The 26,582-nt window shown below is 64.1% G+C and carries 20 protein-coding genes; 14 read left to right on the forward strand and 6 right to left on the reverse strand.

The window, feature by feature from the left end:
• The first annotated feature begins 2 nt into the window (after positions 1-2).
• From BMY06_RS30380 to BMY06_RS30445, 14 genes are all read left to right on the forward strand, one after another.
• Complete coding sequence (locus BMY06_RS30380; protein ID WP_074986856.1) at positions 3-1,298, forward strand: c-type cytochrome; 1,296 nt, start codon at positions 3-5, stop codon at positions 1,296-1,298.
• On the forward strand, positions 1,295-1,816 hold the full coding sequence (locus BMY06_RS30385; protein WP_065063010.1) for a (2Fe-2S)-binding protein: 522 nt from the start codon (positions 1,295-1,297) through the stop codon (positions 1,814-1,816). Before BMY06_RS30380 ends, BMY06_RS30385 begins: the two co-directional genes overlap by 4 nt.
• On the forward strand, positions 1,813-4,077 hold the full coding sequence (locus BMY06_RS30390) for a xanthine dehydrogenase family protein molybdopterin-binding subunit (RefSeq protein ID WP_074986857.1): 2,265 nt from the start codon (positions 1,813-1,815) through the stop codon (positions 4,075-4,077). The genes BMY06_RS30385 and BMY06_RS30390 overlap by 4 nt, the downstream gene beginning before the upstream one ends.
• 6 nt (positions 4,078-4,083) lie before the next feature.
• Complete coding sequence (locus tag BMY06_RS30395; RefSeq protein WP_065063006.1) at positions 4,084-5,004, forward strand: LysR family transcriptional regulator; 921 nt, start codon at positions 4,084-4,086, stop codon at positions 5,002-5,004.
• A gap of 100 nt (positions 5,005-5,104) precedes the next feature.
• Entirely contained in the window at positions 5,105-5,824 is a 720-nt protein-coding gene (locus BMY06_RS30400) for a TetR/AcrR family transcriptional regulator (RefSeq protein WP_065063004.1), read from the forward strand.
• Positions 5,825-6,168: 344 nt separating this feature from the next.
• Positions 6,169-6,663: a VOC family protein gene (locus BMY06_RS30405; protein ID WP_074986858.1), complete on the forward strand. Its 495-nt coding sequence runs from the start codon at positions 6,169-6,171 to the stop codon at positions 6,661-6,663.
• 1 nt (position 6,664) lies between these two features.
• Positions 6,665-7,888: an FAD binding domain-containing protein gene (locus tag BMY06_RS30410; RefSeq protein ID WP_074986859.1), complete on the forward strand. Its 1,224-nt coding sequence runs from the start codon at positions 6,665-6,667 to the stop codon at positions 7,886-7,888.
• An 80-nt stretch (positions 7,889-7,968) separates the two neighbouring features.
• Positions 7,969-8,331: a DUF485 domain-containing protein gene (locus BMY06_RS30415; protein WP_065062998.1), complete on the forward strand. Its 363-nt coding sequence runs from the start codon at positions 7,969-7,971 to the stop codon at positions 8,329-8,331.
• Positions 8,328-9,968: a cation acetate symporter gene (locus tag BMY06_RS30420; protein WP_074986860.1), complete on the forward strand. Its 1,641-nt coding sequence runs from the start codon at positions 8,328-8,330 to the stop codon at positions 9,966-9,968. The genes BMY06_RS30415 and BMY06_RS30420 overlap by 4 nt, the downstream gene beginning before the upstream one ends.
• An 82-nt stretch (positions 9,969-10,050) precedes the next feature.
• Entirely contained in the window at positions 10,051-11,112 is a 1,062-nt protein-coding gene (locus BMY06_RS30425) for an amidohydrolase family protein (protein ID WP_390971777.1), read from the forward strand.
• Positions 11,113-11,484: 372 nt separating this feature from the next.
• The gene (locus BMY06_RS30430; protein WP_161495559.1) at positions 11,485-12,783 is read left to right on the forward strand and encodes an MFS transporter; all 1,299 of its coding nucleotides are present in this window, start codon (positions 11,485-11,487) and stop codon (positions 12,781-12,783) included.
• A gap of 68 nt (positions 12,784-12,851) precedes the next feature.
• Positions 12,852-13,559, forward strand: a complete 708-nt coding sequence (locus tag BMY06_RS30435; RefSeq protein ID WP_074986863.1) for a VOC family protein — start codon at positions 12,852-12,854, stop codon at positions 13,557-13,559.
• A gap of 118 nt (positions 13,560-13,677) precedes the next feature.
• Positions 13,678-14,796, forward strand: a complete 1,119-nt coding sequence (locus tag BMY06_RS30440) for a porin (RefSeq protein ID WP_065062989.1) — start codon at positions 13,678-13,680, stop codon at positions 14,794-14,796.
• A gap of 113 nt (positions 14,797-14,909) precedes the next feature.
• Entirely contained in the window at positions 14,910-15,809 is a 900-nt protein-coding gene (locus tag BMY06_RS30445) for a LysR family transcriptional regulator (protein WP_065062987.1), read from the forward strand.
• A gap of 44 nt (positions 15,810-15,853) precedes the next feature.
• On the opposite strand, the gene BMY06_RS30450 is transcribed toward BMY06_RS30445, so the two are convergent.
• The 6 genes from BMY06_RS30450 to BMY06_RS30475 all read right to left on the reverse strand — a co-directional run bounded on the left by BMY06_RS30450 (position 15,854) and on the right by BMY06_RS30475 (position 26,167).
• Positions 15,854-16,381 (reverse strand): DsbA family protein, encoded by a 528-nt coding sequence (locus BMY06_RS30450; RefSeq protein WP_074986864.1) that lies wholly within the window; start codon positions 16,379-16,381, stop codon positions 15,854-15,856.
• Positions 16,378-16,890, reverse strand: a complete 513-nt coding sequence (locus BMY06_RS30455; protein WP_065062983.1) for a redoxin domain-containing protein — start codon at positions 16,888-16,890, stop codon at positions 16,378-16,380. Before BMY06_RS30455 ends, BMY06_RS30450 begins: the two co-directional genes overlap by 4 nt.
• 179 nt (positions 16,891-17,069) lie before the next feature.
• Positions 17,070-18,245, reverse strand: a complete 1,176-nt coding sequence (locus tag BMY06_RS30460) for a hybrid sensor histidine kinase/response regulator (protein ID WP_074986865.1) — start codon at positions 18,243-18,245, stop codon at positions 17,070-17,072.
• A 5-nt stretch (positions 18,246-18,250) separates the two neighbouring features.
• Positions 18,251-20,512 carry a hybrid sensor histidine kinase/response regulator gene (locus BMY06_RS30465; RefSeq protein ID WP_074986866.1) on the reverse strand — a complete coding sequence of 754 codons (2,262 nt, stop codon included), beginning with the start codon at positions 20,510-20,512 and terminating at the stop codon, positions 18,251-18,253.
• Complete coding sequence (locus tag BMY06_RS30470) at positions 20,496-25,487, reverse strand: AAA family ATPase (protein WP_074986867.1); 4,992 nt, start codon at positions 25,485-25,487, stop codon at positions 20,496-20,498. The genes BMY06_RS30465 and BMY06_RS30470 overlap by 17 nt, the downstream gene beginning before the upstream one ends.
• The gene (locus BMY06_RS30475) at positions 25,484-26,167 is read right to left on the reverse strand and encodes a response regulator transcription factor (RefSeq protein ID WP_065063058.1); all 684 of its coding nucleotides are present in this window, start codon (positions 26,165-26,167) and stop codon (positions 25,484-25,486) included. Before BMY06_RS30475 ends, BMY06_RS30470 begins: the two co-directional genes overlap by 4 nt.
• Between the last annotated feature and the right edge of the window lie 415 nt (positions 26,168-26,582).

Consider the following 26,582-nt stretch of genomic DNA (forward strand, 5'->3'; position numbering starts at 1 on the left):
GCATGAATCGCAAACGCATTGCGCTGGCCGTTGGCGCGCTCGCTGTCGTGGGCCTGGCGGTGGCGGGCGCCGTCATGTACGAGCCGGCCATCGCGCCCGTCACGCCGCCGTCGCCCGACAGCTTCGACGTCCAGCTCAAGCAGGAAGGCGCGCGCGTGGTCGCTCTGGGCGACTGCGTGGTATGCCACACCGCGAAGAACGGCAAGCCGTTCGCGGGCGGCCTGCCGCTCGCTACGCCGTTCGGTACGATCTATGCCACGAACATCACGCCCGACCCGCAAACAGGCATCGGAAACTGGTCGGAGGCGGCCTTCGCCCGCGCCTTGCGCCGTGGCATCGCGCGCGACGGGCATCAGCTTTATCCCGCCTTTCCGTACGTGCACTTCACGCATATGTCTCGCCATGACGTCTCGGCAGCCTATGCATACCTGATGAGCCGCGAGCCGGTCAAGGCCACCGCGCCCGCGAACGCGCTCGTTTTTCCGCTGAACTTCCGCCCGCTCGTGGCCTTCTGGAACGTGCTGTTCCTGCGCCCCGGCCCGCTTCAGCCAGACCCCGCGCACGACGCGCAATGGAATCGCGGCAAACTGCTGGTGGACGGGCTCGGGCACTGCGCGTCGTGCCACTCGCCGCTCAACGCCATCGGCGGAGAAAAGTCAGGGCAGGCGTTCGAAGGCGGCATTGTCGACGGCTGGGAAGCGCCGCCGCTCAACGCGCTCCACGGCGCGTCGAAGCCGTGGACGCGCGAACAACTCGTCACGTACCTGCGCACGGGCCGCGCATCCGAGCACGGCGCGGCCGCTGGCCCGATGCTGCCCGTCACGCGCGACCTCGCAACCGTGCCTGAGTCGGACGTCGAGGCGATCGCCACGTACATCATGTCGCTTCAAAACGGCGATGCGCCGCATACGACGCCAGCGGCCGCCACGAGCATGATGAGCGCTGCGCGTGAGACCACACCGGCCGAGCAACGCGGCGCGGTGCTGTTCAGCGCATCGTGCGCGCAGTGCCACGGCGACGGCTCACCCATGCAGACGATCGGCGAACGCCCCTCGCTTGCCTTCAGCACGGCCATCAACGCCGCCACGCCGCGCAACGCAATCCAGATGATCCTGAACGGCATCAACTGGCACGGCGAGGACGCAATGAACTACATGCCCGCATTCAGCGGCGTATACGACGACCGGCAAGTCGCCGATCTGCTCGCTTATGTGCGCGCAAAGTGGTCTGCGAAACCCGCGTGGCCCGACACCGTCCCGCTCGTCGCCAAGCTCAGAAAGGAGGACAGTGCGCGATGATTACCCTGAATGTCAACGGTGCCACGCACACGCTCGATATCGACCCGTCCACGCCGCTTTTGTATGCGCTGCGAAACGATCTCAAACTGCACGGAGCGAAGTTCGGCTGCGGCCTCGGTCAATGCGGCGCATGCACGGTGATCGTCGACGGCGAGGCCACGTTTTCCTGCCTCGTGCCGGTGAGCGCGATTGGCGCACGCCCCGTACGCACGCTCGAAGGGCTCGGCAACGCTGCGCATCCCGGAGCCTTGCAGAACGCATTCATCAAGCACCAGGCGGCGCAATGCGGCTATTGCATCGCGGGCATGATCATGCGCGCACAAGCGCTGCTCGACAAGAACGCGCACCCGAGCGAGCAGGAACTGCGCGATCACATGGAGCCGAACCTCTGCCGCTGCGGCACGCACATGCGCATTCTCGCCGCCGTGCGCGAGGTCGCGGGCATGCCACAGCCCGCGCTTCAATCGGTTGCGCAAGCCGTCGCTCAACCTCACATCGAAACGAAGGCGCAACGATGAGCCACCAGGACGATTTCGTCGACGAAGGCCGCCGCCACTTCATGATCTCGGGCGCCCTGTTCGTTGCCTTCAGCATGGCGCCCGGTGCAAAGCTGTTCGCTCAGGAAGTGATCGCCGACGAAGGCGCGGCGGTGCATGTCTCGAAGGAGACCCAGGCGCTCGCGGGCAGCCTCAAGACCAACCCGATGCTCGACGCGTGGATCAAGATCACGCCCGAAGGCAAGGTCACCGTTTTCACGGGCAAGGTCGAACTCGGCACGGGCGTGCGCACGGCACTGCTCCAGGTCGCGGCGGAAGAACTGAATATGGCGCCCGCGCTCATCACCTTCCTGACCGCCGACACCGGCGCGTCTCCCGACGAAGGTCTGACCGCGGGCAGCCATACCATCGCCGACAGCGGGTCGGCGCTGCTGAACGCCGCCGCCCAGGTGCGCGGCCTGCTCGTGGACGCCGCCGCGACGCACTTCAACGTGGACGGCGCGACGCTCGTCGCGAACAACGCGGTGATCCGCGCGCGCGACGGCCGGATGATGAGCTATGGCGAGGCGGTTGGACTCGTCAACCTCCATCGTAGCGCCGCGCCCACCTCGCCGCTCAAGGACCCGAAAACGTTCCGCGTGATCGGCACCTCACTGCCGCGCGTGGATATCCCCTCAAAAGTGACGGGGGGCGTGAGTTATGTTCAGGACATGGCGTTGCCCGGCATGCTGCACGCGCGCGTGGTGATGCCGCCGGTCTACGACGCGCACCTCACGGCGTACGACGAGGCCACGGTCATGAAGATGCCCGGCGTGGTCAGGATCGTGCGCAACGGCAGCATGCTGGCCGTCGTGGCGAAAGGCGAATGGCAAGCCGTCCAGGCGCAACGTGTGCTCTCGGCCGGAAGCGTCTGGACGAATGGCCGCGCGCTGCCCGATCCGCATACGGTGCATCGCGACCTGAAAGTCATCGCGACGGAGCCCATCAAGATCGCGGATCACCACGCGCCCATGCCGCCCGCCGTCAAGACGCTCAGCGCGCAGTTCACGAAGCGCTACATGATGCACGGCTCGATCGGTCCGTCATGCTCGGTCGCCCTGTTCGACGGCACGCAGATGACCGTCTGGACGCATTCGCAAGGTGTGTATCCGCTGCGCGACGCGCTCGCAGAAATGCTCTCGCTGCCGAAGGAGCACGTGCGTTGCGTACACGTGGAGGGTTCGGGCTGCTACGGGCACAACGGCGCGGACGACGTGGCCGCCCATGCGGCGTTGATCGCGGCGGCCATGCCGGGCCAGCCGGTTCGCGTGCAATGGATGCGCGAGCAGGAACATACCTGGGACCATTACACCCCCGCCATGGTGACGGAGGTGAAAGCCGCCATCGACGCGAACGGCCGCATCGTCGACTGGAACTACGCACTGTGGAGCAGCTCGCACAACGAGCGCATCGTCAACGCGGGGCGGCTGTTGCCTGCGCGCATGCTGGAAAAGCCATTCGTCTCCGCGCCTTCCACGCCGATGCTGCAACCCGAAGGCGGCGGCGACCGAAACGGCATTCCGCTCTACGTGTTGCCGAACATCTACGTGATGAACAACTTTTCGCCGACCATGCCGCTGCAAACCTCGGCCATGCGTTCGCTCGGCGCGCACATGAACGTCTTCTCCATCGAAAGCACGATGGACGACCTCGCCCGTATGGCCGGCGTCGATCCCGTCGAGTTCCGCTTGCGGCATCTCGACGACGAGCGCGCGAAGGACGTCATCAAGCTCGCCGCAAAACAGTTCGGCTGGCCGCGCGCGCCGCGCGCCCGCAATCGTGGCGTGGGCTTCGGATTCGCCAGGTACAAGAACCTCATGGGGTACGTTGCCGTTGCCGTCGAAGTCTCGATCGAGCCGGAGACGGGTCAGGTGACGCTCGAGCATGCGGAAGCGGCGGTCGATTGCGGGCAGATCGTCAATCCCGACGGCATCCGCAACCAGATCGAGGGCGGCATCATCCAGTCCGCGAGCTGGACGCTGCACGAGTCCCTGCAATTCGACACGCAGCGCATCCGCAGCTTCGACTGGGGCACGTACCCCATCCTGCGCTACTCGTCGGCGCCCAAACAGATCAACGTGCATTTGATCGACCGCCCCGGCGCGCCCTTCCTCGGCGCGGCCGAAGCAGCCATGGGACCGACCGCCGGCGCGCTCGGCAACGCGTTGTTCGACGCCAGCGGCAAGCGCGTTCGCGACCTGCCGCTGGCCGGCGACTCGCTGCGCAAGCTCATCGAGGTGTAAGAGAGCATGGATACGCTACTGTCGATGCACGTGTTCGCACGCATCGTCGAAACCGGCAGCTTCACCCGCGCTGCGGAACTCACGGGGCTGACCACGCCGCGCGTCTCCGCGCTGCTGCGGCAACTGGAACAGCATCTGCGCTGCAAGCTGCTCAACCGCACCACGCGCCGCGTGTCGCCCACGGAAGACGGAAGCACCTACTATCAGCGCTGCGTTGCGGTACTCAGCGAGATCGACGACATGGAGGCCTCGCTGTCGCGCGCGCGCATCGCGCCCAAAGGCAAACTGCGCGTCAACATGCCGACGGCCATGGCGAGGCGCATTGTGATTCCCGCGCTGCCCGAGTTCGTGGAACGCTTTGCCGACATCTCGATCGACCTCGCGGTCACCGACCGCCGGGTGGACCTCGTGGGCGAAGGCGTGGATTGCGTCGTGCGCGTGGGCGAGCTGCCGGACTCCTCCATGGTCGCGAGGCGCATCGGCAGCATGTCCACCTGCACCTGCGCGACGCCCGCCTACCTGGAGCGGCACGGCACGCCCGAGAGCGTGGACGACCTTATGCATCACAGCACCGTCGACTACGTGTCGGCGGACACCGGGCGCCCGCGCCCGTTGGAGTACATGGTGGGCGGTGCGCGGCGCACGGTAGCCCTGCGCGGGGCGATAGCGGTGAGCGACGCCGACGCGCAGGTCGAATGCGCGCTCGCCGGTCTCGGTCTCGTCAAAACGTCGCTCTACCTCGTGGAGCCCGCCATTCGCGCAGGCCGGTTGTGCGAGGTGCTGCCCGACTGCAACACCCAGCCGCGGCCGGTTTCCGTCGTGTATCCGCCCAATCGCCACATGCCGCCGAAGCTGAAGGTCTTCATCGACTGGCTCTCGGCGCTCTACGCGGGCATTCCGGCCATGCAGGGGCAGCGTCTTTCATGAGCGCGCGCTCGCGAGTGCGGGAGGGCGCGGCATGGGGCCCGCTAGCCATCGGCGGGCAATCTTTGTATGATCCCCACGACGCAACCAGTGGTGATCCAGCATGCCGCGAAAGAAAACGGAGGGAGCCGCGACGCCGCAGGCGCAATCCGCCACGGCGCGCCGCCTTGCGCCTGAAGTGCGCGAGCGGCAGATCCTGCTCAAGGCCATCGACCACTTCGCCACGCACGGCTTTTCGGGCAGCACGCGCGAACTGGCGCGCCAGCTCGGGGTCACGCAACCCCTGCTCTACCGCTATTTCTCCAGCAAGGAAGCGCTCATCGACCGCGTGTACGACGAGGTCTACCAATGGGACTCGTCGTGGGAAAAGCTGATTCTCGACCGCACGGTTCCCATTCAGGAGCGCATGGTCACGTTTTATCACGGCTATTCCCAAGTCATCCTGCGCCGCGAGTGGATTCGCATTTTCATTTTCGCGGGGCTGACAAAGGAAGGCATCAACTCGAAATACCTCGCGCGCCTGCGCGAGCGCGTGTTCGTTCCCGTGATGAACGAGATTCGCGAGGCATACGGCGTGGAACCCGCGAACAATGCGCAACAACGCGCGGCCGATCTCGAACTGATCTGGAGCCTGCACGCCAGCATTTTCTATATTGGCGTGCGCAAATGGATTTACGGGCTGCCGGTTCCCGACGACCTCGAAGGCCAGATCGCCTTGCAGATCGACGCCTTCCTCAACGGCGTTCCGGCGGCGCTCAAGCATCTGCGGCCCGCGCCCGCGGCCAAAGCGACGCGGGCAAAACAGGCGAAAGCGGCGTCCTGACGCACTCGTTCGTCCTCGCACGTCATGCGTGGGACGTTCGCGCTGACGCGAGCTTCGCGCAGCTTGCACGGTCCGCAACGCGGCATTGCATTAGCCGCAGATTCCCGCGTTGCCACACCCTCCCCAACATACACGTGCCACCTCGCAAACAGTCCGCGATTTCGCGCACGCCCCTGCGCATCCACGAAGCCCCGAGCCTGGCCTGATTCGAGCGATACGCCCCTTGGAACGCCCGTCCGCTCCAGGGTAAACACCCGCGCTTTTGCGCTTGGTATTCAGGCGCCTTCCTCCCTACAATTTATCAACCGATCAGTTATCGATCGATAAATTATGAGGAACATCTTATGCCGATTACCAGACTCGCCCACTACTCGATCCGCACGACCGATCTCGAACGTTCATGCGGGTTCTACGAACGTGTGCTCGGCTTCACGCGCGGCTACCGGCCGCCCTTCGACTTTCCCGGCGCGTGGCTCTACCGGGGTGGCGACGAAGCCGACTTCGGCATCGTCCACATCATCGGCGTGGACGCGCACAACCCCGATGGACTGACCGCGTACCTGGGCGACAAGGCCCTGGTAGAAAGCGGCACGGGAAATGTCGATCACATCGCCTTTCTCGCAACCGGCGTGCAGGCGACGTGGCAAACGCTGCGCGCCGAAGGGCTCAAATGGCGCGATCGCACGGTGCCCAGCCTCGGCCTGCACCAGATCTTCGTGGAAGACCCCTCGGGCGTCACCATCGAACTGAACTTCCCCGCCTCGGAGGTCGAACACGGCGAGAAACGATCGTCAGCATCACTGAACGAATCGGGCGATCTGGCAGAGGCAGGGAACTGAGATGAACGGCAAGATTACGAAGGGCACCGCGATCGTGGTGGGCGGCTCGCTCGGCGGCTTGTTCGCCGCCAACCTGCTCGCGCGCGACGGCTGGACGGTGAAGATTTTCGAACGCGTCCCGGAAGCGCTCTCGGGACGCGGTGCGGGTATCGTCACGCATCCGGAGCTGTTCGCGGCGCTGAGCGCGGCGGACATCCACTTTGACGACACGATCGGCGTCAGCATCGACAAGCGCGGCACATTCGATCAGGATGGCGAATTGATTTCGTCCTGCCATATGCCCCAAGTGCTCACCGCATGGGGCAAGATGTACAGCGTGTTGCGCGGATCGATCCACGATGCTCACTATCACCCGGGCATGTCGGCCGTCCGCGTGGACGAAGACGCCGAGCGCGCCACCGTCACATTGGCCGACGGCACGACGCACACGGCGGATCTCGTGATCGCGGCGGACGGACTGCGCTCGGCAATCCGCGAGCAGTTTTTGCCGCGCGTGGCGTTGCAGTATGCGGGCTATGTCGCATGGCGCGGTCTTGTCGACGAAGCGGCCATTTCCGCGCCCACGCATGCGGCGCTCTTCGACAAATTCGCGTTCTGCCTGCCCCCGCGCGAACAGATTCTTGGCTACCCGGTGGCCGGCCACGCCAACAGCACCCGGCCCGGCGAGCGGCGCTACAACTTTGTCTGGTACCGCGCGACCGACGAGCAGGTGGCACTTCGCGACATGCTCACCGATGCGTCGGGCAAACGCTGGGAGGGCGGCATCCCGCCGACGCTGATTCGCGACGACGTGCTGGCCAACATGGAAGACGCCGCGCATGCTCTGCTTGCGCCGCAGTTCGCCGAGATCGTGACGAAAGCCGCGCAGCCGCTCTTCCAGCCCATTTTCGATCTCGAAGTGCCGCGCATGGCCTTTGGCCGCATCGCCCTGCTCGGCGACGCCGCATTCGTGGCGCGCCCGCACTGCGGAATGGGCGTGACCAAAGCCGCGGGCGATGCGATGGAACTCGTCAAGGCATTGCGCGAAAGTGCCGACGTGCGCGCTGCGCTGGAAGCCTATAGCGCCGTTCGCACGGAATTCGGGGCCGCCATCGTTCAGCATGCGCGCCACCTTGGGGCGTACATGCAGGCGCAACTCAAGGACGCGTCCGAGCGCGAGATGGCCGAACGTTACCGCACGCCCGAGGCGGTGATGCGCGAGACCGCCGTTCCCTGGACGGCTTGACGGCACCCGCGTGGCGCACATCGGCAACGCCATACCCGGGTGACGCCGCGCGAGCCAAACACAATCGAAACGGAGACTACGTGGAACCCACTCTTTCCTCTCACGGCGCATACGGGCCCGAAGGGGCGGCCCTGTCCGCCGATCCCCCGCTGACGCTGGTCGGCCATCCCCGCTTTACCGCGCTCGTGAAAACGCGCCGCGCCTTCTCGTGGGGCCTCTCTGCCTTGATGCTCGGCGTCTATTTCGCGTTCATCCTGTCACTTGCTTTCAACGCGAAATGGCTCGGCATGCCGATCACGCAAGGCAAGCCGATGACCTGGGGGTTCCCGGTCGGTTTCGGCATGTTCGTATTCACGTTCGCGCTCGTGGCGATCTATGTCGCGCGCGCCAACGGCGTACACGACGCGATGGTCGAAGCCTGCGCAAAAGGAGGGACGTCATGAAACGCCTTGCACTCCTCGCGTGTTATACGCTGGCGGTCCTGCCCGTTGCGGCGCAAGCCGCGACGACTTCTTCTATCGCGCAAGGCCACAATACGCTCGCCATCGGCATGTTCCTCGTTTTCGTCGCCTCCACGCTTGTCATCACCAAATGGGCGGCGCGCAGGAACAACAGCGTATCCGACCACTACGCGGCAGGCGGCAAGATCACCGCACTTCAGAACGGCTGGGCCATTGCGGGCGACTACATGTCGGCCGCTTCGCTGCTCGGCATCTCCGCGCTAGTATTTACGAGCGGCTACGACGGCTTGATCTACTCGATTGGTTTTCTCGCAAGCTGGCCGATCATTCTGTTCCTCATCGCAGAACCGCTGCGCAATCTCGGCAAATACACGCTCGCGGACGTCGTGTCCTGGCGTCTCGCACAGCGCCCGATCCGTGCATTCGCGGCGTCGAGTTCCATCGTCATCGTGCTGCTCTATCTCGTCTCGCAGATGGTCGGCGCCGGCAAGCTGATCGAACTGCTGTTCGGCCTGCACTACAGCGTGGCCGTGGTGATGGTGGGCGTGCTGATGGTCGTTTATGTATTCTTCGGCGGCATGCTCGCCACCACGTGGATCCAGATCATCAAGGCGGTGCTGTTGCTCGCGGGCGCGGCGTTCATGGCGATCATGGTGCTCTCGCGCCTCGGCTTCAGCCTGAACGCACTCTTTGCCCAAGCCGTTGCCGTGCATCCGGCGCACGACGCAATCATGCGACCGGGCGGCCTGGTCTCCGATCCGGTTTCGGCCATCTCGCTGGGCCTCGCACTCATATTCGGCACCGCGGGCTTGCCGCATATCCTGATGCGCTTTTTCACAGTCCGCGACGTCAAGGCGGCGCGCAAGAGCATTCTTTACGCGACGGGCATCGTCGGCATAGGCTACGCCCTCATTATCGTGATCGGGTTCGGCACGATTGCGCTCGTGGCGACGGACCCACGCTATCACACGCCTTCGGGCGCGGTGACAGGCGGCGTCAATATGGTCGCGATTCATCTCGCGCACGCGGTGGGCGGCAATGTCTTTCTAGGCTTTATCTGCGCCGTTGCGTTCTCGACCATTCTTGCCGTCGTGGCGGGGCTCACGCTCGCGGGCTCTTCTGCGATCTCGCATGACCTCTATGCGAACGTGCTGCGCCGTGGCAAGGCTTCCGAGCGCGACGAAATGCGCGTCTCGCGCGCGACCACCTCTGTTCTGGGAATATTCGCCATCCTGCTCGGACTCGCGTTCGAAAAGCAGAATATCGCGTTTATCGTCAGCCTGACGTTTTCGATCGCCGCAAGCTCGAATTTCCCGGTGCTGCTGTTGTCGATTTACTGGCGTGGCATGACCACGCGCGGCGCCGTGGCGGGCGGCACGATTGGACTCGCCGTCGCCGTGGTGCTGACCATACTCAGCCCAACAGTATGGGTGCAGGTGCTGGGGCACGTTCATGCGGCTTACCCGTACGAATATCCCGCGCTCTTTTCGATGATTTGCGCATTTGCAGGCATCTGGTTTTTCTCAGTCACCGACCGCTCAGCCCGCGCGCAACGCGAGCGCATGCTGTTCGATTCGCAAACTGTCAGATGTGAAATAGGCACCACGCACGGTGCGTAAGCCTCGCAAATACTCACCACATATAAACAGAAGGAGACAAGGTATGGAGTGCACATGCTGTATTTCCCCGGCTCGCCGCCGTTTGCTCGGCGCACTGGGCGCGGTCGCCGGGGGAGCCGCACTCGGCGTGAGCGGCACACAGGCTTCGGCGGCGGCCGCCAACCAGCGTTCGATCGATGTTCACGCGCACTACTACCCCGAAGCGTATTGCGACCTCATCGGTAAGGAAGGCTCGAAATACGGCGGCAGTTTTGTGTCCGACGGCCACTCGTTCACCTTCAAGACACCGGCTGGCGGCCTGGGTCCGTTGCCCATGAAGTTCATCGATGTCGACCAACGCCTGCGGGACATGAACGCAAGTGGCGTCGATGTTCAGGCGCTATCACTGAGTGTGCCCATGGCATACTGGGGCGACCGCCCGTTCAATGCGCGATTGGCGAGAACGTGGAATGTGGCAGCATCGGACGTCTATCGCGCCCACCCCACACGATTCGTCGTGCTGGCGACGCTGCCGATGCTGGACGCGCGCGACGCGCTCGATGAACTCGATCGCGCCGCGGACTTGCCTGGCGTGCGCGGCGTGTATATGGGCACGAACATCGACAATCACGATCTCGACGATCCCCGCTTCGATCCGATTTTCGCCCGTATCGCCCAAATGGGGCTGCCGGTCTTTTTGCATCCCCAACAAACCGTCGGTGGGAGCCGCCTCGCCGACTACTATCTGAGCAATCTGCTTGGCAATCCTTTCGACACGGCCATTGCCGCGTCGCATCTGATTCTCGGCGGCGTGATGGACCGCTATCCCACGCTGGAAATCACGCTGCCGCATGCGGGCGGGGCTTTGCCGATTCTGCTGGGGCGCATCGATGCCGGGTGGAATGTGCGGCCTGAAACGCGCAAGCTCGCCCAGCAGCCCAGCAGCTACGCGCGCCGCTTCAGCTACGACACGGTTTCCCATTCGGGGCCCATACTCGAGTTTCTCATCAAGAACGTCGGCGTGGATCGACTCGTGCTTGGCAGCGACTACTGCTTCGATATGGGATACGAGCAGCCCGTGCGCTTTCTCGACCACGTTCCGATCGATGACGCCGGGCGCAACATGATCGTGGGCGGCAACGCCGCACGACTGCTGCGCATTTAGCCGGGCCCGCCTGCTGCACTACGCGAGCGTCCCGCTACAGCGCGGGGCACGCCCGCGTCTGATTTCCCTTTCTTGAGCCGAGCTGGATCGTTTGGTTCAGCTTGGACGCGCTATTTCCCTCGCGTCGCATTCCTTTAATCCACTTCATCAATTGCCTGGCGCACCCGCGTATTCCGCGGCGCGTGCATGCCCTTTTCACGCCTGTGCATTGCAGAAAACGCAACGCGGCGTTCGCAAGATCTCCGTTTATCGTGTTTTTTTTCGGCCCTATTCTTGAGCCCGTCGATGCATGTGCAGCGGCGCTTGAACGATAACCCCGGTTTGTTTCGCGCGTGCGTCGGCACGACGAAATCATCCAGACACAGGACATGTATGCGCAAGCTTGACGAATTTCACCGAGGCTGGCCTCAATTGATTGCTTGCACGGCCGGCCTCGGTGTCGGAGTGATCGGCCTGGGTTCTTATAACCTCGGTCTCTTTGCCAGGGACCTCGAACAGGCCTTCGGTCTCACGAAAACGCAGTACGGCGCGGGATATCTCGCGTTCACACTCGGCCTTGCCGTGGGATTGCAGTTCTGGGGGCGCATGCTGTCTCGCTTCGGCGCCGCGCGCACAGTCGCCGCCAGCGCGCTCGCGCTTGCGCTGTGCTTTCTCGCGATTGCAGCCGGCGCGCGCTCTCCCGTGACGTATATCGGACTCATCGGACTCCTTGGTTTAGTGGGTAGCGGCACCAGCGGCCTGCCTTACACGCGCGTGGTCAGCAGCTGGTTCGATCGCGGCCGGGGTCTCGCACTGGGCCTCACGCAGGTCGGTTTGGGTCTATGCGGCGCGGCGTTCCCGTTGTTGATCGCCGCCGTGATTCACCGGCTAGGCTGGCATGTCGGTTACATGGCGTTGTCCGCACTGGCCGCGACCGGTGTGCCCATCGCTCTCCTGGTGCTGCGCGATCATCGCGCCGAAGCGACGACGTCCGAAACGCCGCCGCGGCGCGAGGAGAGACTGCACGCCGTCGATATGCAAGCGCTCGAGCGTGAGTTCGCCGATGCCAAACGCAGCCGCACATTCTGGCTGATGTTCGTCGCCTTCACGCTCTCCACCCTCGTGGTATCCGGCAACGCTCAGCACATGGCGCCGTTGCTCGCTGAGTCCGGCGCGGCGCCGGGCACCGCCGCGAAATACATCAGCCTGGTCGGCATCGGCACGATTTGCGTGCGACTGATCTGCGGGTGGCTTTCCGACTATGTTCAGGCTTCCTGGCTCATGGTCTTTTCGTGCCTGGTAGGCGCAGCGGGCCTGCTCGCGATCCATTTCGGCGGCATTCGTTATGCGGCTTTCTATGCGTTCTCAGTGGGCTGGACATTCGGCGGCGAAATCGACCTCGTCTCATACATGTGCACGCGGTATTTCGGCCTGCGTGTGTTTCCTCGCGTCTACGCGTGGCAATACGGCTCGCTTTGCATCGTCGCCGGCATCGGCCCGTTCTCCATCGGCTGGCTCGCCGACCGGTTCGGCAGCTATCAGCCCGGCCTCATGCTGAGCGCGCTTCTGGCCATTGCAGCCTCCGCAGTCTTCGCCTTGATGCCTCGATACGAACAGAACGATGCTTCATCTAAAAACGCGAACCCGTCGTCGACTTCACCGCAAATCGGGCCATCGCTTCATAACCGGTAAGCCTGCCCCGAATTCAAGGCAGAAACGGCTCGCCCTCTCACCACCCCACAGCAAGGAACGCACTCACGATGATTCACTTCGATCATATTTGCCTCGCCGCGCAAAACGTGTACGAAGCCACATTTCGACTGAGCCAGGAAACCGGCATCGGCAATTACGACGGCGGATTCTTCCCGCTCTATGGCATCGGGCATCGCGTCGTGCCGCTCGCCGAAGATATTTACATCGAGGTCGAAAGCATTGTCGATCATACGGTCCTCAAGCGCGGGCAACCGCTTGCGGAATTCTTCGCGCGCCAAACGCAAACAGGCGACTGCTTCGTTGGATGGTGCCTGCGTGCGGACACGCTCGATGAACTGGAGGCCTTCGCGCGTCACCACCATACCGTGGTCGATCCGAACACCACGGGCAAGGAGGCCGGCCGTCAGATGATGAACGGCAATCGCAGCTTTGCCTTGCAGACGCCCAGCGCGTTGACCGCCTGGCCCATCGGCAAGCCGAACCTGTACTTCAAGATGACGAACGGTCCGCATCCTGCAACGCTGCCGGTCGTGCCGGGATCGGGGTCGGTGCGCGGCGAGGGCCTCAACTGGATTGAAATTGGCGAGGATGAAGATGCGCTCGCGCGCTGGCTTGGCGATATCGCGCGTCCCGGCGACTTTCCGTTCGAGATTCGCTACAACAAGCAGCATTCAGGCCTCTATGCCTTGGGTGTCCAGACCGACGCGGGCGAGAAGGTGATTCGCCGCGCTCCGGTCAGTCCCATCGCAGCCTGATCTCCCGTTTTCCCCACACGCTCACGCGTTATTGCAGCGTCCGCGCAATCGTGCGCGGACGCGGGAATCGCCACGTCCATTGAACGCGCTTTGGTCCGCGGAATGACCGGAATCCAGAATGAAATTAAAAACGCACGCACTCGCACTGATTTGTCTGGCCGGCGCACATGCCGGCGCGGCCCATGCACAAAGCACCGTGACTCTGTACGGTCTCATTTCCGTGGGCATTGCGTGGTCGCCGAATCAATCCGGCCATCACACCTGGCAAGCGCTGAGCGGGCAGAATCAAAGCCCCCGCTGGGGCCTGCGCGGCACGGAGGACCTGGGCGGTGGCAATAGCGCCGTATTCGTGCTGGAAAATGGCTTCAATCCCTACACCGGCAGCGCGAGCCAAAGTGGCCGCCTGTTCGGACGCCAGGCCTATGTGGGTCTTTCCAGCCCGAGATGGGGCACGTTCACGGCCGGCCGTCAATATGACGCCGTGGTCGATTACCTCGGGCCGAACACGGCGTGGAGCTGGCTGGGCAGCGTTGGCGACAGCGACAACACGTTCAACAATATCCGCATCCAGAATTCGCTCAAGTACGTGACGCCGAACATCAAAGGCTTCAAGGCGACCGCGCTTTACGGGTTGAGCAACGCGCCTGGAGGATTTGCGAACAATCGGGCGTTCAGCTTTGGGGCGAGTTACGACTACGGCGGTTTGAACTGGAACGTTGCCTATGCGGAATACGACTCGCCTTATAGCTCGACGAATCAGCCGGGCGCGGTCGATAATGATTATTCGGCAAGCTATCTGATCTTTACGCACAGCGCGGCGGACCCGCACGCCTACGCGAGCCGCCAGAAGATCTTCGGCACCGGCGGATTCTACACGGCGGGGTCGGCGATATTCGGTGCGATGTACAGCAACGTCAACTACGACTATCTCGACGCCACGCACCTCACGCTCAACAACTTCAACGTCAGTGCGCGCTATTACTTGAGACCATGGTTGCTGCTCGGCGCGGCGTATGTGTTCACGCGCGGCGTCTACGATCGCCCGCGCGAGATACCCATGTGGCACGAACTGAACCTCGCCATCGTGTATTCGCTGTCCAAACGCACGGACCTTTCGATGCTCACATTCATGCAGCAGGCCGCAGGCGACGCTCACCATGCAACCATACTCGGATATGGACCGGCCAGCGGCAATCGCCAGCTCGTCGTCACGCTGGGGATCAAGCACAAGTTCTAAGGGGACGCAAGAAAGGCCCCGCAGCCGAGCTGCATTCTCTCGCTCGACTCTTTTCGTTCAGGCGCCGGGTTGACTTAGAATCGAACGGGCCCACAAGCCAATCGGGAACCGACATGGACAAGTTGTTAGCCCTGCATACCTTGCTGAAAGTCGCGGACTGCGGGGGATTCACGGCGGCGGCACAGGAGCTCGGCAAAACAACGTCTTCAATCGCGCGCATCATGGACGGTCTTGAGGCATCGCTTGGCACGCCCCTGCTCACGAGAACCTCGCGCAACGTCTCGCTCACCGATGCGGGGTGCGCTTATGTCGAACAGGTGCGGCAGGTGCTTTCCGATCTGAACGATGCCGATAGCAGCGTGATCGATCGCGGCAGCGAACTCACGGGGCATTTGCGTGTGTCGGTTTCCGCGACCTATGGCCGTCTTCACCTCGCCACGCGAATACCCGAGTTTCTTCAGGCCTATCCCAGGATCACCATCGATCTCGTCGTGTCGGACGTCCACCTCGATCTCGTGAATGACCGCCTCGATGTGGCCCTGCGTGTTGGCGTGCCCGACCTCGACGACCGCCTCATCGTCAAGACGCTCGGCAAAAGCAAACGCTTTCTGGTAGCGAGCCCTGCGTGGCTGGAGCGGCATGGACGCCCCGCCACGCCCTCCGACCTTTCTCGGGCCGAATGCCTGCAATTCGCCTATAAGCCGGGACGACGACAGCGCTGGAATTTTCGCTTGGGCGACACGACGGAGCCCGTTATCGTGACCGGTCAACTCGTGACCAATAACCTCGACATGATCGCGGGAGCCGCAATTGGTGGCCAGGGCGTAGCGTTGCTGCCCAGATGGCTCGTGGCACCCGACCTCGAAGCCGAACGCCTCGTGCGGCTATTCGAAGACTGGGAAATCACGGCCGATGCGGGCGAGGCTTTCGTGTACGCCACCTACCTTCCCAACCGCCGCCTCTCGCGCAAAGTTCGCGCTTTCATCCGCTTTGTCGAGGGTTTCTCAGCCTAGAAGGCTTTCGGCGCCCAGTGTCTCCACCACCGGATCGGCGCCGCTCACGCGCCCGCCGCGGCAGCATCGAGGGCTTCGAGCAGACTCCTGGCGTCGCGATCGCCGTCATAACGCCGACCGTTGATGAACAGGCTCGGCGTACCATTTACGCCGCTACGCAAGCCGCCGTCGAAGTCACGTTGAATCCGTTCGTCATAAGCGCCTTCGAAGGCCGATTTCAAGTCGCTCGCACTCACGCCGACGTGCGCGGCGTAATTCGAGAGCGCAGCATCGTTCAATGCGCCCTGGTTTTCATATAGCAGGTCGTGGGCCTCCCAGAAGCGTCCGACCGCCGCGGCGGCCTCCGACATTTGGGCCGCATGGAGCGCATGCGGATGCATCGAAGTCAGCGGAAATTGCCGGAACACAAAGCGCAGACGATTGCCCATCGCTTGCTGAACGGCCTTGACTACAGGATACATCGCGCCGCAATACGGACATTCGAAGTCACCATATTCGACAAGCGTGACCGGCGAATCAGCGGTGCCCTGAATATGGTCGGCGGCGTGCACGGGCGGCGTGAGATTGCTCATGACAGCACCTGTTGCGTGGTGGGGGCGAGGCGTTGCAGGGCGTCGAGCACGCCGTCCACGCCGGGATTGATGCTGATGGGCGAGACGTCCGACCAGCGCACGAAGCCTGCGCCATCGATCACGAAAAGCGCCCGCTCGCTCACGCCCTCCGCTGCACGATAAACGCCATAACTTCTGGCGACTGCCCCTTTGGGCTCGAAATCGGCGAGCATCGGAAAGTGATAGCCGCGCTGCGTCGAAAAGGCCGCGTGCGACCAGGCGCTGTCTACGGAAATGGCGACGAGCTGTGCTTCGTAGTGCTTGAACATGTCGAGCGCGGCATTGAAAAGACCGAGTTCGTCACTGCAAACCGGACTCCAGTCGGCTGGATAGAACGCGAGGACGACCGGAGCGCCGCGCAACTCCGACAACGACATCGTCTGGTCCGGCGTGGCGGGCAATGTGAAGTCCGGCGCTTGCGCACCGGGCTGCAGCGGGGAAGCATGATGTACGGAAGGCGACGTGTTCATGTTCGGGAACGCTCCTGATGGGCTTCAGTGAGTTACCGCCTAACGCGGCAACCGATGTGTTCCAGAATATCGCCGGGCTTGACGGTCTGACAATCATGCCGTCGCATGGAGATTTCACTAGAAGGCAGGAGCGAACGAAACCTTCGTATAACCGCGAGGAACGCCCTCGGTGCCGTACGTCAAGGCGAGGTCGCAAGCCGATACACCGGGCGGCTCGAAACAGCCAGCGTCACCGCGAGGCCGCCGCCATTGTCCGCCAGAGTAAGCGTTCCGCGATGCAGTGTCGCCACGCTCTTCACGAGTGCCAGGCCAAGTCCGACGCCAGGCGTCCCGCGGCTCGCGTCGCCGCGATAGAAACGCTCCGTCACTTTCTCGCGCTCGCACAGCGGAATGCCGGGGCCGTCGTCAGCGACTTCGATTTCGATCACGCCTTCGCGCTCGTTGACGCTCACATGCACTCGCGTGCAAGCGTACTTGAGCCCGTTGTCGATCAGGTTGCCGATCGCCTGCGCAATGAGTAGCGGGTCGACGATCGCATTGAGTTCGAATGGACACGTGAGAGACAGCGCGATGCCCCGCACGTCGCCGAGCGGCTGATAGAAGTCCACGGCCTCCGAAACGATGTCCGCAACGTTACTCGAAACGAACCCTGAGCGCCTGACGCCCGCATCGATTTCCGCGAGACGCAGCAGCGCGTTGAAGATGCTGATCACACGGTCGATATCGCCGAGCGCCCCTTCGAGGCGTTCGAGCGTGTCGGTGCCGACCTGCTTGCGCAATTCGAAGATCATCACTTCCATACGCGCGCGCAGCTCGGAGAGCGGCGTTCGCAGATCGTGAGCGATGGCATTCGACGAGTTGCGCACGCTGTTGATCATCTCGACCAGCGCTTCCTGCGCGACCTGGCGGCGCTCTATCTCTTCGTGCAGGCGAGCGTTGCGTTCTTGTAGTGCCTGCTGAAGCCGCCGCAACTTGACGTGCGTCTGCACACGCGCAAGCAACTCTTCCATCTGAAGCGGTTTGGTCACGTAATCGACCGCACCAACCTGAAATCCCCGGTGTTTGTCGTCGGCACGCGAAAGCGAGGTCATGAAGATCACCGGGATCTCCCACGTTTCGGGTTGCGCCTTGAGCCGGCGGCATACTTCGAAACCGTCGAGTCCAGGCATCATGACGTCCAGCAGGATCAGATCCGGACGCACCAGTTCCGCCCGGTTCAGCCCCTCCTCACCATCGCGCGCGATCGACACCTGAAGACCGCTTGCCTCCAGAAAGTCCACTACGATGCCCAGATTCGACGCCGTATCGTCGACCACCAGCACGACGGGCGGCCTGATTTGAAATTCGTCGGGCATAGACGTCAAGTCTCGTTCAAATGCTTTTCGATCAGTGCAAGCAACTGACGCGATTCGAAGGTCTGCGCGAGTGCACGGACTTGCCCTGCAAACACACGATAGCGGCCATTTTCAGGGCCTTCGCACAAGTTCTGCACGTGCCGTACCACTTCACTCATCGACCCGCGAAGCGCGAGCGCATGGAGCACTTCCATATTGGCGCGCGAAGGCAGCTCGAACGGCGCCGCCGATCTGGCCGGCTCGGCGCGCCTGGAGGGCTCGCCCTCGGCGCGGCGCGTGGCGCCGGCCAGTTCACGCGTGGTCTCACGGGCAGGCGCGCGCTCCACATCTGCGTCAACCGCGAAATCCAGCCAGAACCGGCTGCCGCGCCCCAGCACACTCTCCACGCGGATCGCGCTGCCCATGCGATTCGCAAGATGCTGACTGATCGACAGGCCAAGCCCGAGTCCTGCACGCCTGCGCTCACTGTCGCCGGCCTGTTCGAACGGCTGAAATACGCGTTCGAGCTGGTCCGCACGAATGCCGATTCCCGTATCGCGGACCTCGAAACGCAGCACGTCGCGGCGCGCCATACTCACCGAAAACTGGATGCTGCCGAAGTCGGTGAATTTGACCGCGTTCGAGAGCAGATTGAGCAGCACCTGGCGCAAGCGTTTCTCGTCGGCGCGAATGACGCGCGGGGTGTCGGGCGCGAGCACGCAGGTCTGCGCGAGACCTTTCTCGCGCGCCCGCAGGCACACCATGTCTGACAACGTTTCGACGAATGGCGAGAGCAGCACGTCACCGACGTCGAGCAGCACGCTCCCGGCACCCGCACGCGCGAAGTCGAGCAGATCGGTAATCAAGGTCAGCAGATGCGAACCGCTTTGCTCGATCAATGCAATGTGCGTCTTCGCCCGATCGGCCAACGACGTATCTTGCCGCAGGATCTGCGAATACCCGAGGATGCAGTTGAGCGGCGTTCTGAGTTCGTGGCTGATGTTGGCGAGAAACTGGTCCTTGGCGCGATTCGCGGTTTCCGCGTCGTCGCGCGCGACTCGCACCGTTTCCTCGAGCGCCTTGCGTTCCGTGATGTCCGCCGCCGTGCCGGACACGCGCGTGCCGCCCCGCGCCGCGAGCGCCGTCGACGTGCCGCGCGTGAGCACCCAGCGATAGGTGCCGTCACGTTTGCGCACGCGATGCTCGATCTCGAAGCCGCTTCCCGGTCGCGCCGCACATCGTGCAAAGGCGCGGCGCAGCACCGCGCGGTCGTCCTCGTGGACCAGCTCCAGCACGCGGAGGGAATCCAGCTCGGCATCGCGCTCCGCATAGCCGAGCCACGCGGAAATATTCCAGCACTGAAGACGCGTCGCACGCACACGTGTGCGCGGAATCTCCACGTCCCACACGCCGACTTTCGAGCCGCGCATCGCCACGCCAAGGCGTTCGTTGGTTTCGCGCAGGATTGCGGCTTGCGACGCGTGTCTCGACTCCGTCGCATCGCGGATGGCGAAGACCATGCCGTAAACCGCGCCTCCATCGCTCACGATCGGCGAACTGCGGATCTCGACAGGCAGCGTCCGTCCGCTCCGTTCCACCAGCCGCGTGCGCGCCGGATACGGCACGTTGCCGCCCGCCAGCAGCGCGAAGGCCACGCTGACCGCTACCGGCGCATTCGTGTCCTCGTCGACCAGCGCGAGCACATCGGCGAGCGGACGTCCCGCCGCCGCGTCGCCGCGCCATCCGGTCAGCCGCTCGGCGACAGGATTCATCAGCGTGATGCGGCCATCGGTGTCCGTTGCGATGACGCCGTCGCCAATGCTGGCCAGCGTCACGGCATAACGCTGCTCGCTCTCGCGCAGGCGGCGTTCGGCATCGTGCTTGTAGAGCGCCATGTCCACGACGGTACGCAGTTGCAGATCGTCGAACGGTTTCAGCACGTAGCCGAACGGCTCGCTGAGCGTCGCGCGGCGAACCGTATCCTCGTCGGCGTAAGCGGTCAGGAATACGACGGGCACGTCGTGCGCCGCGCGGAGCTGCCGAGCCGCGTCGATACCGTCGAGCGCGCCTTCGAGCCGGATGTCCATGAGCACCAGACCCGGTTTGTCGCGCGCGGCCAGCGCCAGCGCGTCCTCTCCGGTCGCGACCTGGCCGATCACGTTATGTCCGCAGCGCTGCATCTGCTGGGCGATATCGCGCGCCACCACCCAATCGTCTTCCACGATCAGGATGCGCGCGGGAGGCGTCGCGGACGCTGCGCGCGCGTCCGGCTCAGAACTGGATCGCAAAGCACGTCCCTCCATGGCGGGAGATGTCGATGACGCCTCGCAACTGGCGGCTCAGATCGTGAACGAGTTGCAGCCCGAGCGAATCGACCTCTTCGATGGCAAACGCGACGGGCAAGCCCACGCCGTCGTCGGCGACGCTCAGGATGCAGCGCGGCGCGGCATCCGCGTGACGAGGCGCATGCTCCACCGTGTCGTCGAGGCTCAGCGTCACGCGCAAGTTCCCGCGCCGCCCTTGCGGAAACGCGTGCTTGAGCGCGTTCGACACCAGCTCGTTGACGATCATGCCGCACGCAATCGCGCGATTCATGTCGAGTTGAACGTCGTCCACCTTGACATCGAGGACCACGCCCGACTGGCTCATTTCGTAGACGCGCGCCAGATGCGCGCACAGATTGCGTATGTGCGGCGCCATGTCGATGCGCGCGAAATTGCCTGCGCGATAGAGGTTTTCGTGCACCATCGCCATCGACCGGACCCGATTCCGGCTTTCCTGGAACAGTTCGGCGACCGCGCGATCCGGCACGCGCGCGCCCTGCAGGTTGAGCAGGCTGCTGATCAACTGCAGGTTGTTTTTCACGCGATGATGCACCTCGTGGAGCAACGCATCCTTCTCTTCGAGCAAGGCCTCGACCTGTTCGAGACTGGCATTTTCAAGCGAGATGGCGGCCTGCGACGCCAGCAGGCGCAGCACCGTCATGCGTGGCGGCGTGAATACGCCCGGCGCGAGCTCGTTTTCCAGATACAGCGCGCCGATCACGCGTGTCTGCTTGACGAGCGGCAGACACAATACCGAACGCGAGACGCGGTCCTGAAAGTATTCGTCAGCCGCGAACGGATTGTGAGCGCACGCGTCGTCGACGAGCAGCGCGTCGTGCGTGCGCAAACACGCGTTCAGCATGGTCAGCGGCAAGGTGCGCGGCGTTCCGGGCTGCCGTCCGATGCGCACCTCGCCGCCCTCGCGCGCTTCGGCCTCGACGTGCAGCCGCTCCTCGTGCGGAAGAACCAGCAGTGCACGGCGTGCGCCCGTGTGCTCCAGCACGATCGTCATGAGCGTGTGCATGAGCCGGTCCAGCACGCGTTCGCTCGAAATCGCCTGCGACGCACGCACGACCGACTCCACGTCGAGCAGATTCGCAGCCGCGTCCGGCGTGACGGCGCGCGGCGCGTCGAAGGCGAGTTGCGGATGCGCCGCGTCGAGCGCCGCGACACGCGCACTCGCGCCCCAGCTTTCGTAAGCCTCGCGCGCGCGGCGAAGATACACGGGCGCAATCGCCGCGAAGCCGCGCGCGAGGTAGAAGTGACCCGCACGCTCCGCCGCCAGCGCTTCGACGTGCAGCAGTCGGTTCGCGCGCGCGCTGTCGATCGCGCGTTCATAGAGCCGCATCGCCTCCATTTCCGCGCCGCGCACGCACGCAAGCTCGGCTTCGAGCAAAGCCGCACGCGCTTCGAAATTGGCGGGACAACTCGCGGCCCACGCCTGCACCTTGCTCACGTGTGCTTCGAGCGCCGCGTCGACGGTTTGCGCCGAACGCAAGCCCGCGAGCGCCGAAAAGAAGTGATACTCGGCGAGTTCGAAGTGGCCCGACGACGTCCACACGAGCGGCGCGGCACGCGCGCCCGCCGCGAGCGCGCCTTCGATATCGCCCGCGAAATAGCGCGCTTGCTGCTGGCGAATCCAGTACCAGCACGCGGCGATATCGAGCGCGCGATTGTGCTCGAAATGATTTTCCAGCGCGGCCGTGTCGGCGTAATCGGCGTCAGGCGAGCCGAACCACGGCGAGGTGCCGCGCAGATCGCGAATCAAGGCGAGCTGCGCGTTGATGATATCGACGATCAGGCCGAAACCGGCCTCGCGTACGACGTGCAGCCGTTCGAGCGCGCGCGCTTCCACTTCCGCGAGCGGCGTCGATGCGGCGAGCAGCGTCGTGACGAGACAGCAACTGCTGAAGCCGATGTAGGTGAGATCGCCGCTTTCCGTGGCGACCTCGAAGGCGCGCTGCAGAATCGGCAGGCTGTGGCCAATCGGTTGCGTCCACGGCATGACGTGGTACGAGAAGCACATGTAGACGCGGGCGCGAAACTGATCGAGGCCCTTCTCGTCGACGAGCGCCATCCCGAGCTTGCCGAACTCATAACCTCCCGGATAATCGCCGAATACGGGCCCCGCCACCATGCCCAGATAGGCAAAGCCGAGCGACGATGCGCCCGCGTTGCCGTGCTCCATGCTCAGGTTCGCCATGCGCGCCAGCACGAGGCAAACGAGATTTTCATCGGTGAAAAACGCGGGCGGCAGCACCGCCGTGAAGACGTTGAGCGTCGCCTCGAGCGTTTCGTCGGCGAGCGTGGGATTATCGAGCATCGCCATGATCGAGCGCTCCCGCACGCGCGCAGCCACTTTTGCGTATTCGGCGTGCGCCGCCGCGCGCTCGGGATGCGCGCTCCAGTCGACGCCCACTTCGCGCAGATAATGCAGGCAGATGTCGACGGCCACGCTCATTTCGTCGAGCGCTGTATGCAGCGTGATGCGCAGAAACGCCACGGCCGCTTTTTCGGGGATGCTGCGCGCCAGCGCCGCGAGCGCGCGCAAACGGCTTTCCGCGTCGCCCGGATTACCGGCGAGGAACGTGCATTCGGCGAGCAGCAGTTCGAGCGAGAACTTCTCGCGATAATGCGTTTGCCACGCCGTTTCGTCGAGAATCTCGCTGCCCGCGACCAGATAGTTGAGCGCCGTGGCGTAAGCAGACGCCGCGCGGGCACGCTGCGCCGCCCGCAGATTCAGCAGGCCGACGCGCAGGCGCAGCGCTGCGTCGTCGATGGCGCTCAGGGCGCGGTTATATTGGTTGACGATATCGAAGATCGTGCGATCGAGTTCCGGATCGGCATCGTCGAGATCGAGCCGCCGTCCAATTCGCCCGTGCGCGGCGACCCGCTCGTGCGGCCCGAGCAGCGCATAGGCCGCTTCCTGCACGCGATCGTGCACGAACGCGTAGGCGTGCGCCCGGCGATAAACCAGCCCCTGCTCGACGGCTTCCGCCAGCGTGGCGTCGATCTGTGCGGCGGTCCGGTCGTGCACGCTCGCGAGCACCGTGCGCGACGCCGTGGCGCCCACACAGGCGAAATCGGTCAGCAGCCGTTGCGTCGGCGCGGAAAGACGCTCGATCTTTCCGATCATCAGATCGACGACGCTTTCAGGAAACGCGCGCTGCGCAATCTGCTCGACGCTCCAGACCCAGTGGCGCGCCGTATCGTCGAAACGCAAATAGCCGTCGTCGGCGAGCGCGTGCAGATACTGCACCGCGAAGAACGGATTGCCCCCCGTGCGCTCGAACATCAGCCGCGCGAACTGGCCGCTGGCCGCCGTATCGCTGCGCGTGGCGTCGCGCACGAGGCGCTCGATGTCGTCCACCGTGAGCGGCGCGAGCAACAGGTCGCTCACACGCGCGCCGCGCGCGCGTAGATCGGCGATCACATGCGCGAGCGGATGCGCCGCGCCGACTTCGTTCTCGCGATACGCGCCGACGATCAGCAACGCATCGTTGCCCGCGCCGCGGCCGAGCGCTTCAAGAATCGACTGCGTGCCGGCGTCGAGCCATTGCAGATCGTCGAGAAACAACACGAGCGGCTGGCCCGCGCCGGCAAACGCCGCGATGCAGCGTGTCAGCACGGCGACGAAGCGCGTCAGTGCTTCGTGCGGCGGCGCTTCGGCGACGGCAGACTGCGGCCCGACGAGCTGTTCCAGCGACGGCAGCAGATCGACGAGCAGGCGTCCATGCGGCCCGAGCGCCTGCTGGATGCGCTTGCGCCAACGCGCCTGCTCGCGCGGCTCGTCGCGCAGAATCCGCTGCAACAATTGCTCCAGGCATTGCGCGATCGTGGCGTACGGCACGTTGCGGCGGTGCTGATCGAATTTGCCCGATGCGAAACGCCCGCGCGTCATGCTGCGGTGAAAGTCCTCGACCAGCGACGATTTGCCGATGCCCGAATAGCCGGAGATAAATACGCATTCGGTCGAGCCGTCGCGGGCGACGCGCTCGAACGCCTGCGTGAGCGCATCGAGTTCGGCGGCGCGGCCGTAGAGGCGGTCGGGGATGAGCAGGCGATCGTCGGTATCGGCGCTGCCGAGCCTGAACGGCGCGAACGCACCGCTGCCGCGCAGCCGGTCGGCGCATTCGCGCAGATCGTGCTCGACACCGCGAGCGGTCTGGTAGCGATCCTCGGCGGCCTTCGCGAGCAGTCGCGCGACCAGCAGATCGAGCGTTTCCGGCAGCGCGGGCAGCCAGTCGCGCAGCGGCACCGGCACGCTCGCAGTATGGCAATACAGCCACTCGCCGGGCGACGCCGCGGCGTACGGAAAGCGCCCGGTGAGCATCCAGCCGGTCACGATGCCGAGCGCGTAGAGATCGGCGCGCGCATCGACCTGACGGTTGACGAGGCCGGTGCGCTCGGGCGCGAGATACGGCAGCGCCTGCGCCACCATCAAGGGCGGCGCAGCCACGTTGCCGACGGGCGTGGGACTCGCGGTCAGGCCGAAGCCGGTCAGCGCGACAGCAAGCGTGGCCGGGTCGACCAGCACGTGTTCCGGACGCAGGTCGTTATGCACCAGTTCCCGTCGATGCAACGCGTCGAGCGCCTGCGCGACGTTGGCGGCGATCGTCATGATCTGCGCGTGCGTGAATGCGCGCAGATCGAGCGTGGACAGCGGCACGCCGCCCGGATCCAGCAGCGCGAGCGTGGCCGTCATGCCCTCGCGAACAAAATCGAGCGGCTGGGTCAAACGCGGGCTGTCGAGACGCGCGCGCCATGCCCACGCGTTTTCCAGCATCGCGAGCGTATGCGTCGAAGGTTGCGGCGACGTGGGAAACACGACAAGGCGCGCGGGCGCGTCGGGATTCGCACTCGCTCCATCGGCGACGCGCGCGAGCACGAACAGGCCGTCGTCGCCGAGACGGATTGCGTCTTCCCGATCGCGCGTCATGCTTCGGCCGTGAGCATGTAGCCGGCATTGCGCACGGTGCGTAGCAGCGAGGTGTCGAAACCCGCGTCGATCTTTTGCCGCAGCTTGCTCACGTGCACGTCGACCACATTGGTTTGCGGGTCGAAATGATAATCCCAGATATTTTCGAGCAACATGGTGCGCGTGACGACTTTGTCGGCATGACGCATCAGATATTCGAGCAGCTTGAATTCGCGCGGCTTGAGGATGATGGGTTTGCCGCCGCGCGAGACCTTGCGTGACAGCACGTCGATGCTCAGGTCGCCGCAACGCAACGACGACGTCACGGGATCGGTCTGCGTGCGGCGCTGCAGGACTTCGAGCCGCGCGAGCACTTCGCCGAACGCAAACGGCTTGACGACATAGTCGTCGCCGCCCGCCTTCAGCCCGCGGATGCGCTCGTCCACGGCGTCGAGCGCGCTCAGGATCAGGACCGGCACCTTGCTGCCGGTGGCGCGCATGGCCGCGACGATGCTGAGCCCGTCCACGCCGCCCGGCAGCATGCGGTCGAGCACCACCGCGTCATAGGCGACGCCGCTCAGCGCCAGCAACATGCCATCGCGGCCGTTGTCGGCGGAGTCGACGCCATGCCCGGCTTCCGTCAACCCCTTCTTCAGGAATCCGGCCACCTGCACGTTGTCTTCGACTAACAAGATCTTCATCTGGCCCATTCATGGTGTCCGGCCGATTCGACACGCGCAGGCGCTTCGATGACCCGGGGTTTGCGGCTTCAGGCTTCGGAAAGGTGAATTATCGGTTGCGATCCGAATGACTGTCTTTGTGCCGCACATTAAATTTCGTTAATGTCCGCTCTGGCGTTTCCTCTGGCGTTTCATTTCGCCGCCGAAGCAGACAGGCTCCGGCATTTCAAAATAATCCGCCCGAAAAACGCCGCGGTAAATTCGCGCTGGAATCGAGTCGGGCATCATCCAGCCGTCACGGCCTCAATTAAATCCGAACATTAACCAAATTTAATCCGCGGTTAATGACAGCAAAATACAATCTGGCTATGCTTCAGCCGACATCAATTCTCCGCGAGCAGGCTCGTCACGGAGCCCTGCACCGCCTGTTTCCCGC

The organism is Paraburkholderia tropica, from assembly GCF_900109265.1.
In the GTDB taxonomy this organism is placed as follows: domain Bacteria; phylum Pseudomonadota; class Gammaproteobacteria; order Burkholderiales; family Burkholderiaceae; genus Paraburkholderia; species Paraburkholderia tropica.

Coding starts and splice junctions, on each gene's coding strand:
- BMY06_RS30380 (WP_074986856.1), top strand. CDS start 3: ATGAATCGCAAACGCATTGCGCTGGCCGTTGGCGCGCTCGCTGTCGTG.
- BMY06_RS30385 (WP_065063010.1), top strand. CDS start 1,295: ATGATTACCCTGAATGTCAACGGTGCCACGCACACGCTCGATATCGAC.
- BMY06_RS30390 (WP_074986857.1), top strand. CDS start 1,813: ATGAGCCACCAGGACGATTTCGTCGACGAAGGCCGCCGCCACTTCATG.
- BMY06_RS30395 (WP_065063006.1), top strand. CDS start 4,084: ATGGATACGCTACTGTCGATGCACGTGTTCGCACGCATCGTCGAAACC.
- BMY06_RS30400 (WP_065063004.1), top strand. CDS start 5,105: ATGCCGCGAAAGAAAACGGAGGGAGCCGCGACGCCGCAGGCGCAATCC.
- BMY06_RS30405 (WP_074986858.1), top strand. CDS start 6,169: ATGCCGATTACCAGACTCGCCCACTACTCGATCCGCACGACCGATCTC.
- BMY06_RS30410 (WP_074986859.1), top strand. CDS start 6,665: ATGAACGGCAAGATTACGAAGGGCACCGCGATCGTGGTGGGCGGCTCG.
- BMY06_RS30420 (WP_074986860.1), top strand. CDS start 8,328: ATGAAACGCCTTGCACTCCTCGCGTGTTATACGCTGGCGGTCCTGCCC.
- BMY06_RS30430 (WP_161495559.1), top strand. CDS start 11,485: ATGCGCAAGCTTGACGAATTTCACCGAGGCTGGCCTCAATTGATTGCT.
- BMY06_RS30435 (WP_074986863.1), top strand. CDS start 12,852: ATGATTCACTTCGATCATATTTGCCTCGCCGCGCAAAACGTGTACGAA.
- BMY06_RS30440 (WP_065062989.1), top strand. CDS start 13,678: ATGAAATTAAAAACGCACGCACTCGCACTGATTTGTCTGGCCGGCGCA.
- BMY06_RS30445 (WP_065062987.1), top strand. CDS start 14,910: ATGGACAAGTTGTTAGCCCTGCATACCTTGCTGAAAGTCGCGGACTGC.
- BMY06_RS30450 (WP_074986864.1), bottom strand. CDS start 16,381: ATGAGCAATCTCACGCCGCCCGTGCACGCCGCCGACCATATTCAGGGC.
- BMY06_RS30455 (WP_065062983.1), bottom strand. CDS start 16,890: ATGAACACGTCGCCTTCCGTACATCATGCTTCCCCGCTGCAGCCCGGT.
- BMY06_RS30460 (WP_074986865.1), bottom strand. CDS start 18,245: ATGCCCGACGAATTTCAAATCAGGCCGCCCGTCGTGCTGGTGGTCGAC.
- BMY06_RS30470 (WP_074986867.1), bottom strand. CDS start 25,487: ATGACGCGCGATCGGGAAGACGCAATCCGTCTCGGCGACGACGGCCTG.
- BMY06_RS30475 (WP_065063058.1), bottom strand. CDS start 26,167: ATGAAGATCTTGTTAGTCGAAGACAACGTGCAGGTGGCCGGATTCCTG.